The organism is Polynucleobacter arcticus, assembly GCF_013307205.1.
GTDB lineage: Bacteria > Pseudomonadota > Gammaproteobacteria > Burkholderiales > Burkholderiaceae > Polynucleobacter > Polynucleobacter arcticus.
Window position 1 is genome coordinate 2,020,342 of record NZ_CP028940.1, and the last position, 14,521, is coordinate 2,034,862.

15 protein-coding genes, 1 pseudogene and 1 riboswitch are annotated in these 14,521 nt (G+C 47.7%); of the genes and pseudogenes, 4 read left to right on the forward strand and 12 right to left on the reverse strand.

Annotated elements, in window-relative coordinates; all coding sequences use genetic code 11:
• Positions 1-29: 29 nt before the first annotated feature.
• Both ahcY and metK read right to left on the reverse strand, forming a co-directional pair.
• The gene (gene ahcY / locus DN92_RS10215; RefSeq protein ID WP_173961137.1) at positions 30-1,475 is read right to left on the reverse strand and encodes an adenosylhomocysteinase; all 1,446 of its coding nucleotides are present in this window, start codon (positions 1,473-1,475) and stop codon (positions 30-32) included.
• A 61-nt stretch (positions 1,476-1,536) separates the two neighbouring features.
• A riboswitch (S-adenosyl-L-homocysteine riboswitch) is annotated at positions 1,537-1,648 on the reverse strand.
• 79 nt (positions 1,649-1,727) lie between these two features.
• Positions 1,728-2,894, reverse strand: coding sequence for a methionine adenosyltransferase (gene metK, locus DN92_RS10220; RefSeq protein ID WP_173961138.1), 1,167 nt, complete (start codon positions 2,892-2,894; stop codon positions 1,728-1,730).
• A 204-nt stretch (positions 2,895-3,098) separates the two neighbouring features.
• On the opposite strand from metK, the gene DN92_RS10225 reads away from it, so the two are divergent.
• The 3 genes and pseudogenes from DN92_RS10225 to dapF all read left to right on the forward strand — a co-directional run bounded on the left by DN92_RS10225 (position 3,099) and on the right by dapF (position 5,004).
• Positions 3,099-3,959: a lysophospholipid acyltransferase family protein gene (locus DN92_RS10225; protein ID WP_173961139.1), complete on the forward strand. Its 861-nt coding sequence runs from the start codon at positions 3,099-3,101 to the stop codon at positions 3,957-3,959.
• A gap of 11 nt (positions 3,960-3,970) precedes the next feature.
• Positions 3,971-4,090: pseudogene (locus DN92_RS10760) on the forward strand (LpxL/LpxP family acyltransferase); the annotation flags it as partial.
• 59 nt (positions 4,091-4,149) lie between these two features.
• Positions 4,150-5,004 (forward strand): diaminopimelate epimerase, encoded by an 855-nt coding sequence (gene dapF / locus DN92_RS10230; protein ID WP_217426116.1) that lies wholly within the window; start codon positions 4,150-4,152, stop codon positions 5,002-5,004.
• A gap of 37 nt (positions 5,005-5,041) precedes the next feature.
• On the opposite strand, the gene pyrE is transcribed toward dapF, so the two are convergent.
• Positions 5,042-5,710 carry an orotate phosphoribosyltransferase gene (gene pyrE / locus DN92_RS10235; protein ID WP_173961141.1) on the reverse strand — a complete coding sequence of 223 codons (669 nt, stop codon included), beginning with the start codon at positions 5,708-5,710 and terminating at the stop codon, positions 5,042-5,044.
• An 8-nt stretch (positions 5,711-5,718) separates the two neighbouring features.
• On the opposite strand from pyrE, the gene DN92_RS10240 reads away from it, so the two are divergent.
• On the forward strand, positions 5,719-6,504 hold the full coding sequence (locus DN92_RS10240) for an exodeoxyribonuclease III (RefSeq protein ID WP_173961142.1): 786 nt from the start codon (positions 5,719-5,721) through the stop codon (positions 6,502-6,504).
• On the opposite strand, the gene DN92_RS10245 is transcribed toward DN92_RS10240, so the two are convergent.
• The 9 genes from DN92_RS10245 to DN92_RS10285 form a co-directional block, all read right to left on the reverse strand.
• Positions 6,497-7,828 (reverse strand): AmpG family muropeptide MFS transporter, encoded by a 1,332-nt coding sequence (locus DN92_RS10245; RefSeq protein WP_302479686.1) that lies wholly within the window; start codon positions 7,826-7,828, stop codon positions 6,497-6,499. The two genes, DN92_RS10240 and DN92_RS10245, sit on opposite strands and share 8 nt — an antisense overlap.
• Positions 7,821-8,402 carry a methionine biosynthesis protein MetW gene (gene metW, locus DN92_RS10250; RefSeq protein ID WP_173961143.1) on the reverse strand — a complete coding sequence of 194 codons (582 nt, stop codon included), beginning with the start codon at positions 8,400-8,402 and terminating at the stop codon, positions 7,821-7,823. The genes DN92_RS10245 and metW overlap by 8 nt, the downstream gene beginning before the upstream one ends.
• On the reverse strand, positions 8,399-9,538 hold the full coding sequence (gene metX, locus DN92_RS10255) for a homoserine O-succinyltransferase MetX (RefSeq protein WP_173961144.1): 1,140 nt from the start codon (positions 9,536-9,538) through the stop codon (positions 8,399-8,401). Before metX ends, metW begins: the two co-directional genes overlap by 4 nt.
• Positions 9,535-10,191, reverse strand: coding sequence for a nucleoid occlusion factor SlmA (gene slmA, locus DN92_RS10260; protein WP_173961145.1), 657 nt, complete (start codon positions 10,189-10,191; stop codon positions 9,535-9,537). Before slmA ends, metX begins: the two co-directional genes overlap by 4 nt.
• Before the next feature lie 22 nt (positions 10,192-10,213).
• Positions 10,214-11,116, reverse strand: a complete 903-nt coding sequence (gene argB / locus DN92_RS10265; protein WP_173961146.1) for an acetylglutamate kinase — start codon at positions 11,114-11,116, stop codon at positions 10,214-10,216.
• A gap of 27 nt (positions 11,117-11,143) precedes the next feature.
• On the reverse strand, positions 11,144-11,521 hold the full coding sequence (gene dksA, locus DN92_RS10270; RefSeq protein ID WP_173961331.1) for an RNA polymerase-binding protein DksA: 378 nt from the start codon (positions 11,519-11,521) through the stop codon (positions 11,144-11,146).
• Between the two features lie 209 nt (positions 11,522-11,730).
• Positions 11,731-12,795, reverse strand: coding sequence for a CobW family GTP-binding protein (locus DN92_RS10275; protein WP_173961147.1), 1,065 nt, complete (start codon positions 12,793-12,795; stop codon positions 11,731-11,733).
• Between the two features lie 63 nt (positions 12,796-12,858).
• On the reverse strand, positions 12,859-13,860 hold the full coding sequence (locus DN92_RS10280; RefSeq protein ID WP_173961148.1) for a tyrosine recombinase XerC: 1,002 nt from the start codon (positions 13,858-13,860) through the stop codon (positions 12,859-12,861).
• Positions 13,841-14,515 carry a DUF484 family protein gene (locus tag DN92_RS10285; RefSeq protein WP_173961149.1) on the reverse strand — a complete coding sequence of 225 codons (675 nt, stop codon included), beginning with the start codon at positions 14,513-14,515 and terminating at the stop codon, positions 13,841-13,843. Before DN92_RS10285 ends, DN92_RS10280 begins: the two co-directional genes overlap by 20 nt.
• Positions 14,516-14,521: the final 6 nt, after the last annotated feature.

Below are 14,521 nucleotides of genomic sequence, written 5' to 3' on the forward strand. Positions count from 1 at the left end.
CTATTGAACAATATCTAACAAAAAGCAAATTAATAACGATAGTGCTCAGTCTTGTATGGGCCTTCCTTCGTGACACCAATATAAGAGGCTTGCTGATCAGACAGTACAGTTAATTGCGCATTCAATGTCTTCAACTGCAAACGCGCTACCTTCTCATCCAAATGCTTAGGCAGGGTGTAAACACCGACTGGGTACTTGTCTGTACCAACTGCATTCCATAACTCGATCTGTGCAATCACTTGGTTCGCAAATGAAGAGCTCATCACATAAGATGGGTGACCTGTACCGCAACCGAGGTTGACCAAGCGACCTTTTGCCAAGATGATGATGCGCTTCTCGGGATTGCCATTGGCTGCTGGGAAAATTACGTGATCTACTTGTGGCTTAATTTCTTCCCACTTGTATTTTTCAATGCCAGCAACATCAATCTCATTATCAAAGTGGCCGATATTACAAACGATGGCTTGATTTTTCATCTTGATCATATGATCATGCGTAATCACATGGTAGTTACCTGTTGCAGAAACAAAGATGTCCGCTTTATCAGCAGCGTAATCCATGGTTACTACACGGTAGCCTTCCATTGCCGCTTGTAGTGCGCAAATTGGATCCACCTCAGTAACCCAAACCTGAGCAGACAAAGCGCGCAATGCTTGCGCTGAACCCTTACCCACATCGCCGTAACCGCAAACCACTGCAACCTTACCGGCAACCATAACATCGGTGGCGCGCTTGATCGCATCAACCAAAGACTCTCGGCAACCATAGAGATTATCAAATTTGCTCTTCGTAACAGAATCGTTAACGTTAATTGCTGGGAACTTCAATTCACCCTTGGCAAACATTTGATACAAACGATGAACACCAGTAGTGGTTTCTTCGGTAACGCCTTTAACTTTTTCTAAGCGTGTGGAATACCAAGTTGGATCTTGCGCCAATTTATTCTTAATGGCTGCAAACAAAATGGTTTCTTCTTCACTGCTAGGGTTATTTAAGCAGGCTTGATCTTTCTCAGCACGGGCGCCGAGGTGTAATAACAAAGTGGCATCGCCACCGTCATCCAAAATCATATTAGTAAAGCCACCGTCAGCCCATTCAAAAATACGGTGGGTGTAATCCCAATACTGCTCAAGAGTTTCACCTTTGATTGCGAACACAGGCGTGCCATTAGCAGCGATCGCTGCAGCAGCGTGATCTTGGGTAGAGAAAATGTTGCAAGAAGCCCACTGCACTTGAGCGCCGAGCGCTTCCAGCGTCTCGATCAATACTGCAGTTTGAATGGTCATGTGCAATGAACCAGTAATACGTGCACCGCGCAATGGCTGCTGCGCTGAGAACTCGTCACGAATTGCGATGAGGCCTGGCATTTCAGTTTCTGCAATGGCGATTTCTTTACGACCAAAGTCAGCCAAAGAAATATCGGCAATAGCGCAACGGGTTGCTACAAAGTTATTTAAATCGGAAACGGTATTCATGAATGCTCCAGCTAAATACAATCCAACGCTGGAGTAGAAACTCGCTAGCCATTGAATCATGGGTTAGCGAGCGCGGTTGCAATTAGCAAACTCTGGGGTTACCTGGGAGTCCACTCCCTTCAAGCCTGGGGAAACACTGGTTCTCAGCATTCCTTGCAACGCTCCTTGAAGGTATGGCGAAATTGTAATCAATTTCGCCATATTTCGCCTCAATACACAAACATACTACTTATTTACTACTCAGAAAGCCTCTTACAGGCCAGCAGCAGCACGTAATGCAGGTGCCTTGTCGCACTGCTCCCAAGTAAATTCTGGCTCTTCACGACCAAAGTGGCCATAAGCAGCAGTCTTACGATAAATCGGGCGCAACAGGTTCAACATCTTCACAATGCCTTTTGGACGTAAGTCAAAGTGCTCAGATACCAATTGCGCAATCTTTTCGTCAGAGATTTTGCCGGTGCCAAAGGTGCTCACCATCACTGAGGTGGGCTTGGCTACACCAATAGCGTAAGAGATCTGGATCAAGCACTTGCTTGCTAAACCAGCAGCAACGACGTTCTTCGCTACATAACGACCAGCGTAGGCAGCAGAGCGGTCAACCTTAGAGGGATCTTTACCGGAGAACGCACCACCGCCGTGAGGGGCTGCACCGCCGTAGGTATCCACAATGATCTTGCGACCAGTCAAACCACAATCACCCTGTGGGCCGCCGATGACAAAGCGACCAGTTGGGTTCACCAAAAAGTTAATTGCGCCTTTAATCAGATGCTTTGGCAATACAGGCTTGATGATTTCTTCGATTACGGCTTCGCGTAATTTCTCGAGAGAAATATCTTCATCGTGTTGTGTAGAGAGTACAACCGTGTCAATCGAATCTGGCTTGCCATCAACGTAACGTAAAGTCACCTGAGATTTTGCATCTGGGCGCAACCAATTCAAACGGCCATCACGGCGAAGTTGAGATTGACGCTCTACTAAACGGTGTGACAAATGGATCGGCAAAGGCATGAGTTCTGTAGTCTCATCACAAGCGTAACCAAACATCAAACCTTGGTCACCAGCACCTTGGTCTAGGCCGTCATCATGCGCTTTATCTACGCCCTGAGCGATATCAGGGCTTTGCTTGTCATAGGCCACCAATACCGCACAGCCTTTATAGTCAATGCCGTAGTCAGTATTGTCGTAACCAATTTCACGCAAAGTATTGCGAGCGACTTGGATGTAATCGACGTTGGCATTGGTAGTGATTTCACCAGCCAAAACAACTAAGCCGGTATTGCACAAAGTTTCTGCAGCAACACGTGCTGTTGGATCTTGAGCCAAGATGGCATCCAAGATGGAATCAGAAATTTGGTCTGCTACTTTATCGGGATGACCTTCAGAGACGGATTCTGAGGTAAAGAAGTAATCATTTGCCATTGCATATTCCTTAAAAAAATTAACACGATCTTTGGGACAACTCGACGTGCCAGGAACTACAACGGCGACGCTTTAGCAGAATTTATGAATCGCCCTGCAAGTTGCCTTAACTCAGCGATATAGATATTCTATCTGAAAAACGCCCTATTTATCAATCTGTAGGAGAAATTTGGCCCTACCGCCCGCATTGAATATCATTAGAAGGTGCGCAAACTACTTCTCAAGCTAACCCTCAATGTCATTGCCGTGTTGCCCCTATTTCTGGTTCAGACAATTGGCGCTGCTCTGGGAGTGTTGGCCTATGTGGGCTCCAAGCAATATCGATCGCTTTTTCGTCCTCAATACGAAGCCGTTGTTAAAGAGCATCATTTACCCAGGCAAATCTGGAGTGCGGCTGCAGCTTCGGGCCAACTCTTCTCAGATAGCCTGTGGATTTGGCGTAACCCACAAAAAGCTCTAGAACTAGTGGAAGTGCAAGACTGGGACTTAGTTGAGGCAGCCATTAATGAAGGTCATGGCTTGGTGATGCTCACACCCCACCTAGGTGGCTTTGAAATCATTCCTCGTGTTTTGGCGCAGCACTTTCCGGCAACGATTCTCTATCGCCCATCACGCCAAAAATGGCTTAATGAAGTAGTTGAGGAAGGGCGCGCCTATCCCAATATGCATTTTGTACCAACCAACCTCAATGGCGTTCGTCAAATGACGCGGGCGCTCACACGCGGCGAAGCAATTGGCATTCTTCCAGATCAAGTCCCAAGTGGTGGCGAAGGCGTTTGGGTGCCATTCTTTGGGCGCCCTGCTTATACAACCCCGCTACCAGCTCGCCTCGCAAATCGCAACAACACACCGGTTGTGATGTTTACGGCCAAACGTAAAGGGCTTGGCAAAGGCTGGCTCATGCAAGCCAAGAGGCTAGGGCCACTTTCTGAAGATTCCACACTGGCAGCTGCCGAACTCAACGTTGCTATTGAGAACGCAATCCTAGTTGCACCTAATCAGTTCATCTGGGCATACAACCGCTATAAACATCCTAGCGGAGCAGAATTACCTCCGGGTAATTAGTTTACAAAGCCGATACTGTGCGCCCGAAGAAATGCACAGCAGACCTTGTCCGAGAAAGGCCAGCAGAGTACTATTGGGTTCATAAACGCTTCAAACATCGACCCCCTGGCGAGCCTAGTCTTTACAACTAATTGGAATTCTTTTGAGCACGAATGTAAGCAACTCTCAACGCAAATTGCGCTTCACCAAAATGCATGGTGCTGGCAATGATTTCATTGTGCTAAATGGTATCGACCAAGATCTCAGCAATGTGACTCGCGAGCAATGGCAACAGTTAGCCCATCGCCAATTGGGTATTGGAGCAGATCAAATTCTCTTGGTTGAAAAAGCCACGCGCCCTGATGCAGACTTTCGTTATCGAATTTTTAATGCTGATGGTGGTGAAGTTGAACAATGCGGCAATGGCTCACGCTGCTTTGTACGCTTTGTACTAGACCAAGGCTTATCTACAAAAAATCCTTTACGCGTTGAAGTAGCGCATACCGTACTCACACTCAAGTCCAATGAGGATGGGCAAGTGGAAGTGGATATGGGGGCGCCTATTTTTGAACACAGCCATATTCCCTTTAATGCAAATGGTTTAGCGAGTAAGCAAGAGTTTCATGAAATGCTCTACGCACTTCCCATTGCAACTCCTGCGACTCACGATAGCTGGATAGGCGTAGTCTCCATGGGTAATCCGCACGCCGTTCAAGTAGTCGGCGATGTAGATAGTGCGCCCGTATTGGAAGAAGGTCCGTCAATCGAGAAACATGCCGTGTTTCCAAAGAGAGTGAATGCTGGCTATATGCAGATTCTGAATCGCCATCAAATCAAGTTGCGCGTCTTTGAGCGTGGCGCTGGCGAGACTCTGGCTTGTGGAACTGGCGCATGCGCCGCAGTAGTTTCAGGCATTCGCCGTGGATTGCTAGCTTCACCAGTGAAGGTCAATACCCGTGGTGGCGATTTGCTAATCGCTTGGGGCGGCATGATCAATGAAGTGGCTCAGCCCGTCATCATGACTGGTCCGGCAATCACCGTATTTGAAGGCGAAACAGTTATTTAACAGCGGGGCTTCTATAGCCCCTTCTCTGCCTTTTTAATTAAATGCCGTATTTCTCGCGGTAAGCTTTTACGGCAGGCAGGTAAGTTGTTAACTCAGCATTGCTTGAGGCTGTCAAGAAAGACATCACATCAACCAAGCTGGCAATCGCCACCACCGGCAATCCAAATTCTTGCTCCACTGCCTGCACCGCTGACTTGTCGCCAACTTCGGTTGCAGTGCCAGACTTTTCCATGCGATCAAGCGCAATTAATACCGCCGCAGGCTCTGCTCCCGCATCACGAATCAATTTCACAGACTCTCTGACAGATGTTCCAGCAGAAATGACATCATCAATAATGACGACCCTACCTTTCACTGGGGCGCCCACTAAGGAGCCCCCTTCGCCGTGATCTTTAGCCTCTTTGCGGTTGTAGGCGTAAGGCACATTGCGGCCGACATCAGCTAGGGCAATGGCTGTAGCAGCAGCCAAGGTAATACCTTTATATGCAGGGCCATAAAGCATGTCGTACTCGATACCAGATTCTTGTAAGGCTTTAGCGTAATAACGACCCAAGGCACTTAAAAGGGCGCCATTATTGAACCCCCCCGCATTAAAGAAATAAGGAGAAAGTCGCCCCGCTTTAGTTTTAAACTCCCCAAACGACAAAACATTTGCCTCCAGGGCAAATTGAATAAAGTTATCTTGATTAGAATTTTTTGAGCTCATAGGCCTATATGTTACGCATCATTTCTGCCAACCTCAACGGTATCCGTTCTGCAGTCAAAAAAGGCTTTCTGCCATGGGTTGCCAAACAAAATCCAGACTTTGTTTGTATGCAGGAGCTCAAAGCTCAGCAAGATGACCTCGAGGATGCCATTCTCAATCCCGATGGCCTGCACGGCTTCTTTCATCATGCCGAGAAAAAAGGCTATAGCGGATGCGGTATTTATACGCCACACAAGCCTGACGAGGTGCTCTATGGCTATGGCAATGCAGAATTTGATGCTGAGGGTCGCTATGTTGAAGCTCGATTTAAAAAGCTTTCAGTAATCTCCGTATACATGCCCTCTGGATCAAGCTCGCCTGAAAGGCAGGAAGCCAAATATCGCTATTTAGATTCATTCTTACCTCACCTAGTAGAACTGAAAAAATCTGGGCGAGAGATTGTGTTGTGTGGCGATGTCAATATTGCCCACCATGAGATTGATCTTAAGAACTGGAAAGGCAATCTCAAAAACTCGGGATTTTTACCAGAGGAGCGCGCCTGGCTTACCAATCTATTTGATAAGGTAGGTTACGCAGACGTCTATCGAAAATTAGAACCAGAAGCTTCTGACACCTGCTATACCTGGTGGAGTAATCGCGGCCAAGCCTATGCAAAGAATGTAGGCTGGCGTATCGACTATCACATCACTACCCCAGGGATTGCAGCTAGCGCTAAGAATACTGCCATCTACAAAGATGAGCGCTTCTCAGATCATGCGCCACTCACTGTAGATTACGACTGGTCTCTTAAATAATCTGCGAGTCGTGTTTTTTAAATTCGACTACCTTCAGTCGAATGGTCAGCCAGATCAGAATTAACACTGGCGCACCAATAATGGCAGTGGCAATAAAGAAGGGTTGGTATCCAAAAGTATCGACAAAAACGCCTGAAAATCCAGCCAACCACTTCGGTAAGAGCAACATCATTGAGCTAAACAGTGCGTACTGCGTAGCGGAGTACTGAATATTCGTCAGCGAAGACAAAAATGCGATGAAAGCAGCTGTGGCAATTCCGGAGCTCAAGTTATCTGCGGAAATGACCCATACCAAGCCATGTAAGTCATGGCCCTGAGTGGCTAACCAAGCAAACAATAAGTTACTTACGGCTGATAAGATCGCGCCAAGAAACAAAATTCGCATGACACCAAAGCGTAAAGTGAATACCCCACCCAAAAAGGCACCTACAAGAGTCATCACTACGCCAAATACTTTACTGACAGCAGCCACCTCATCCTTGGTGTAACCCATATCAACATAAAAGGGATTGGCCATGATGCCCATGACAACATCGCTGATGCGATAAATTGCAATCAGGGACAAAATCAGAATAGCGTGCCAGCCATAGCGTTTAATAAAATCAGCAAATGGCTCAATCAAAGTTTGATGCAACCAAGCTTTAGCATTGCGTGCCTTCGATAGCTCGATACGCACCGGCTCTTTACTAAACAAAGTAGTGATCACACCGACGCCAATCGACAGCGCCATACATAGGTAGGCAAACTGCCAAGCACTTGCATCGTAGCCAGCGCTACCAGCCTCAGCACGGGCTGCCAACCAAAGAACGCCCGCTCCCGACCAAATCAAAGCCAAGCGATAACCTGTTTGATAAGTAGCCGCCAAAGCGGCTTGATGATCGCTATCAGCAGACTCAATACGGAAAGCATCTAAAGCAATGTCTTGCGTTGCAGAGCCAAAGGCAACCAAAAGGGCACACCAGACAATCGGCGTGAGCTGAGCCTGAGGATCAATGCTGGCCATACCCAGCAACCCACAAACGATGAGTAATTGCGCAAAGAGTAACCAGCTACGTCTTCTACCAAATAGCTTCGTGAGTAAGGGAATCGGAAGTCGATCAACTAAAGGTGCCCACATCCATTTAAAGGCATAGATTAAGCCAACCCAGGTGAGGTAACCAATGGTGCTGCGATCAATGCCCGCCTCCCTTAGCCAAAAACTGAGCGTTCCTAGAATGAGCAGTAGAGGCAGGCCTGCGGAGAAGCCTAAAAAGAGCATACGCAAACAAGGCCACTCGAGATAAACCCGAAAATCTCTTAGCCAGGACTGGGCGGTGCTAAGCACGACGAACGCGGAATAGCGCCAGACTTCCAAAAAGATTAGGCATTAAGGTGACCTGACGGCCTTCATGCAAGATGCATTGATCCAAAATCTGGAGGCCTAGGCTTGATGCTAATTTTTCAAAATCAGCCACTGTCAGAACGCGCACATTGGGCGTGTTGTACCACTGATAAGGCAGGCTTTTAGAGACCGGCATCCGTCCAAAACCTACTGACAAGCGATGAGACCAGTGAGCAAAATTAGGAAAGGACACTATCGACTCTTTGCCGACTCGTGCAACTTCTCGCAAGATCTTTTCAGTCTCATGAATCGTTTGTAAAGTTTGTGACAGCACAACAGTGTCAAAACTATTGTTCTCAAACAACGCCAAACCACCCTCTAAGTTTTGCTGAATGACATTCAAACCTTTTTGCACGCAGGACAATACGCGTGCATCATCAATCTCTACACCATAGGCATGTACGGGTTTTTGTTTTTGCAAATACTCAAGAAAGCTACCGTCACCACAACCAAGGTCTAGCACTTCGCTATTGGGTGCGATCCAATTGGCTATTGCGGCGAAATCTGCGCGCATCATGATTGGACCTCTAGCATTTGCTCAAAGTAAGCACGAATCAGATTGTGATAACGAGGGTCATCCAACAAAAAAGCATCATGACCATGTGGTGCATCAATCTCGGCATAACTCACTTCACTCTTATTACTGAGTAAAGACTCCACAATCTCACGACTGCGATTTGGCGGAAAACGCCAGTCGGTAGAAAAACTCACCACCAAGAATTTAGCTTGCACTTCGGCAAGGGCGCGATTCAGACTACCCCCGTATCGACGGGAAGGATCAAAATAATCAAGCGCTCTGGTAATGAGCAAATACGTATTGGCGTCAAAGTAAGTAGAAAACTTATCACCTTGATGGTGTAAATAACTTTCAACCTCAAATTCCACGTCAAAACTGAAGCGGTAATCCTGAGGCTCTCCATTAGGTCTTTGTAGCTCGCGTCCAAATTTTTCGGCCATGTCATCATCAGATAGATAGGTGATGTGACCTACCATGCGTGCCAACCTCAGACCACGCTTAGGGACTACACCATGCTCATAGTAGTTACCACCATGAAAATCCGGATCAGACAAAATGGCATTACGTGCCACTTCATTAAACGCAATGTTCTGAGCGCTCAGTTTTGGGGTGGATGCAATTACCAAGCAATGTGCCAAGCGTTTTGGAAACTGAATGGACCAAGCCAATGCCTGCATGCCACCCAAGCTTCCCCCCATCACTGCAGCAAAACGGCGAATACCCAACTTGTCAGCTAGGCGTGCCTGGGTATTTACCCAATCTTCCACTGTAATGACAGGAAAATCTGCACCGTACTGCTTACCGCTAGCGGGATTAATACTCTTTGGCCCAGTGGATCCAAAACAAGAGCCCAAATTATTGACGCCAATGACAAAGAAATGATCTGTATCGACTGGCTTGCCTGGCCCAATCATGTTGTCCCACCAACCAATATCTTTGGCATCGTCCGGATTAGAGCCTGCTACATGATGTGATGCGTTCAGTGCATGACACACCAATACGGCATTACTTTTATCGGCATTGAGTTTGCCGTAAGTTTCAATGACTAAGTCGTATCCAGATAAGATGGCGCCACTTTGCAAAGGCAAGGGCTCGGCAAAATGGATGGTATTTCTAGAGAGATGTAGCTCGCTCATTCTGATAGAAGAATGCGAAGGCTAATATCGGATGCCTCGGTTGGAAGCTTTTTGAAGCCGCTTCGAGCAAAACGATGCCAGCGTCCTAAAACATAGCTCATCAACATGGCCGCCCGAATACTCACTTCATCTTGAGACACATTGGCCCATGCCCCACCTTGGGTTTGGGCAATGCGCAAGGCCTGCTTTAAAGATGCCTCTACTCGATCAAGCACTTGTGTGATGCGCTCTTGTAAGCGGTCATCCTCTTGGAGCAAAGCATCGCCCAACAGTACGCGGGTCATGCCTGGATTCTTTTCGGCGAAAAATAATAGCATCTGCAAAATACCGCGTGCCTGTGCGAGCCCAGACTCTTCTTTTTGATTGATCTGATTAATCAGGCCAAAAACAGTCTGCTCAATAAACGCAATCAGACCTTCAAACATCTGCGCCTTACTGGCGAAGTGTCGGTAGAGTGCCGCTTCTGAAACTTGAATTTTTGCTGCTAATGCCGCTGTAGTTACACGCTCACCCTTTGGGTTTTGTAACATCTCTGCGAGCACTTGCAAAATCTGCAAGCGACGCTCGCCTGGACGGGGACGTTTACGCGTCTTACCCTCAACTGCAACAGTTGCTTCGATCTCTGATGGATTGGGGTCTAAAGAATCGCGCATGGTTATATCCCTTGTTCGACTCTTAACGCGAGCGAATCATTGTTCCAAATGCTTGCTCAGTCAGAATCTCTAACAATAAAGAGTGCTCAATTCGCCCATCAATAATATGCACTGAATTCACGCCACTCTTTGCCGCATCTAAGGCAGAAGAAATCTTTGGCAACATCCCGCCAGAAATCGTACCGTCAGCAAATAATCCATCAATCTCGCGTGCAGTGAGGTCAGTCAAGAGTGTGCCGTTCTTATCCATCACGCCCGGGATATTCGTCATCATGACTAATTTCTCTGCATGCAGGATTTCAGCCATCTTCCCTGCCACTAAATCGGCGTTGATGTTGTAAGCCTGACCCTCTTCACTAAATCCGATAGGGGAAATCACGGGAATAAAAGCATCATCCTGCAGGGCTTTTACTACCGCAGGATTAATGGCCTCAATCTCGCCAACAAAGCCTAGATCAATCATGGCACCAGCCTGCTTTTGATCAGGAATCAACATTTTCTTCGCGCGAATCAAGCCCCCATCTTTGCCTGTCAAGCCTACTGCTTGACCACCAAAGTGGTTGATCAACATCACAATATCTTGCTGCACTTCGCCACCGAGAACCCACTCCACTACTTCCATGGTTTCTTCATCGGTCACGCGCATACCTTGAATAAAGGTACCGGCCTTACCAATCTTTTTCAAAGCCTCATCAATTTGCGGGCCGCCGCCATGAACCACTACGGGATTCATACCTACGAGCTTGAGCAGGATGACATCGCGCGCAAAACTTTCCTTCAGCCGCTCTTCCACCATAGCGTTTCCGCCATATTTGATCACGATGGTTTTACCGTGATACGCGCGAATGTAAGGTAATGCTTCGGCTAAAATCTCCGCCTTCAATAAAGGAGAGATTTCGCTAATAGATGGAGATTGCTTAGTCATTGCTACTGATGTATTAGGTTTAGTAAATTAATCACCAAACAATTTTTGACGGAGTTCACGACGCTCTTGAGCCTCGAGAGAGAGGTTGGCAGTAGGGCGAGCAATTAAACGGTTGAGGCCAATCGGTTCGCCAGTTTCTTCACACCAGCCGTAATCACCGGACTCAATCCGGGCTAGAGCCTGCTCTACTTTTTTCAATAGCTTACGTTCACGGTCTCGGGTGCGCAACTCAAGAGCGTGCTCCTCTTCAATCGTGGCACGGTCAGCTGGATCGGGAACCAAAATATTTTCGCGAAGATGCTCTGTGGTCTGTGAAGCATTCTTCAAAATGTCATTTTTTAAGGTCAAGAGTTTTTGACGGAAAAAATCTAACTGGGCTGCATTCATATAGTCCTTTTCGGACATCTTGAGTAATTCAGCCTCTGTTAAAGGTGCACCCTTTACAGCTTTGCTACTAGTTTTTGCTGTAGCCGTAGTTTTCGTTGGTGTTTTTACCGTCATTTCATTCTTTCCATGGATTAGAACCATTATTGCTTCATTCTGCCAAAGTTTTACTACCCTTTTGTCAATATTTATCAATATTGACCGTGGCGCCGGATTGTACTGTAGATTTCCTAGGCTAAACAGCCCTCAAGCCCAGCTAGTAGGGTGTCTTTGGGCAAATCTATCCCGATAAAGACCATGCGGGTTTGCTTGGGTTCCGCACCCCACAAACCAGCCATATCGCTCCCCATCATCTGATGAACGCCCTGGAACACGACTTTTCGGTTGCTGCCCTTCACATAGAGGACGCCTTTGTAACGCAACATCTTCTCCCCAAAGACCTCCAAAATGCCCCCCAGGAAGTCCTCTAATTTTTTATGATCAAAGGGTTTATCACTACGAAAAACGAAGGATTGAATGCGGTCCGTATGGCCAGCATGGTCGTGGTGATCATGGCTGTGATCATGCCCACAGTTATTGTGATCATGATGGTCGTGACTGTGGTCGTGACCACAATTGGCATGGTCGTGGTCCTCTTGCCCTAAAAAGTGGGGGTCAATGTCCAGCTTGGCATTCAAATTGAAGCCCTTGAGATCTAAAACAGCATCCAGAGGTACCACCCCTTTAGAAATCCCCTGAATCGGCGCACGGGGATTCATATGCATCAAGCGATTGCGCAAGGCATCCACCTCGGCAGGTGTTACTAAATCGGTCTTAGTGATGAAGATTTGATCCGCAAAGCCAACCTGGCGCTGGGCCTCTTCGTGCTCATTTAACTGTTGTGGACCATGCTTGGCATCTACGAGAGTAACCACTGCATCCAAGACATAATGGTCGGCAACATCATCGTCCATAAAGAAGGTTTGGGCCACAGGGCCTGGATTAGCTACGCCGGTTGTCTCAATTACTACGCGCTCAAAGCTAATCTTTTTATCTTTGCGCTGCTCCCAAAGCGCATTCAATGCCTCGACTAAGTCGCCGCGAATCGTGCAACAGATGCAGCCATTGCTCATTTGCACAATATTTTCTTGGTTATCTTGAACCAGGATGTCGTTGTCGATATTCTCTTCGCCGAACTCATTCTCAATAACGGCAATTTTTTTACCATGCTGCTCTGTCAGGATATGTTTGAGCAGGGTGGTTTTGCCGCTACCCAAAAAGCCCGTGAGAATTGTTACCGGAATTAACGCCATCATTGATCCTATCAAAATCTATCAGTACATTTCCCAAACGGGAAACATCACATCTTACCGAGTTCCTCAGCCTTTGCCAGCCTTTGCACGAGGATGGGCTTTATCGTAGGCCTGCGCTAGGTGCTGAAAATCTAAGGAAGTGTAAATTTGCGTGCTAGCTATGCTGGCATGCCCCAGCATCTCCTGAACGGCACGAAGGTCTTGGGAGGACTGCAAAACATGGCTAGCAAAGCTGTGGCGCATCATATGCGGGTGCACATGGGTTGGCAGGCCGGCGCGCATCGCTAAGGTACGTAAGCGCGCCTGCACGGTGCGGGGAGATAAGCGCGCGCCCGTAGCCGAGATAAATAAGGCGATGGAGTCCTGGGCTAACTCAGCCTGGTCTCGTAATTCGCGCCAGGCTTTCAGGGATTTCATGGCGGGGCCACCAATGGGAACTGAGCGACGTTTGCCGCCCTTACCCAAAACCGTAACTTCGGCAGCATCCCAATCCAGCCAGCCAGCAGATTCATGCTGACGATCTTTGCTTGGCATCACATCAATACCCAGGAGCTCCGATAAACGCAGTCCAGAGGAATACAGCAAGTCAATAATGGCGGCATCGCGAACGGTTTCTAAATCTTTTTTTTCTTCCGCTTCTTTGACGGCTTGATTTACTAAAGATAGGGCTTGTTCAACCGAAAGTGCTTTAGGCAAAGACTTTAAGCGTTTTGGCGCCTTCACATCATCGACTGGGTTAGCAAGCAGATTTGCAGTAGCTCGTCCAGCCTGCGCATCACGACGGGCATCTTTCTCAGTCAACCAGTCATACCAACCTCGCCAAGCAGAAAGCGCCCTTCCAATGGTACGAGACGATTTTCCTTGGGAGTGCAGACGCCCAGCCCAACGACGGACGTGGGCATTGCTCACCCTCAGTAATTCAATAGCATCATCTGCAGCAAATGTTTGGAGCCCAGTCAGATCCATGCGATACGCTTTGAGCGTATGGGGCGAGAGCTGCCTTAATACATGCAGCTCATGCAAATACTCTTTTACGAGGGGATGAAGCTCAGGTAGGGCTTGGCTCATAAGCCTGGATACGATCCAAAGCGGCTGCGGTGAGTTCGGCAATCTGACGTAAATAAAAGGCACCCATGTCAGCAGTAAAGCGGGTCTCATCTTTGCTGGCCAACAACAATACTGCTGGTGACTGAACGGCAGCAATACTTTTACCTAGGGGCAGTCCAATGGCCACCATGCTTTGCCACTCGGGATCGATAGTCACTTGGGTGGCTAATAAATCTACGCTGGCAGCAGCCAACTCCTTTGCGGAGCCACACAAAGGCGTATCGATCCAGGGGCCAAATGCAGCATTCGGAGAAAGAATCTGTGCCGACTCAACCTCAAATACCTCTGCCAAACCTGCTGTCACTGCGGACTCCACATCCGCCTTGCTATTGGCACCCATCAAGCACAACAACCAGGCCACCAAGCTTTGCTGAGTTTTGTCGTTACGGCTACCAAAGTGCAGCATCTCACTCAAACGGCGATTGAGTTCCTGATTCTGAGTGCGCAATAAAGTCATCTGGCGCTCTTGTAATGAAATTGCACGATCTTCATGCGGATGCTTTAAACGAATTTCATTTAAGAGATTGGCGTAACGCTCAAAAAATCCTGGGGTTGCACGCAACCACTCTGCCACCAACTCTTCTTGTTCGGCCTGCTTAGGATCGATTGCGCTCATCTCTGT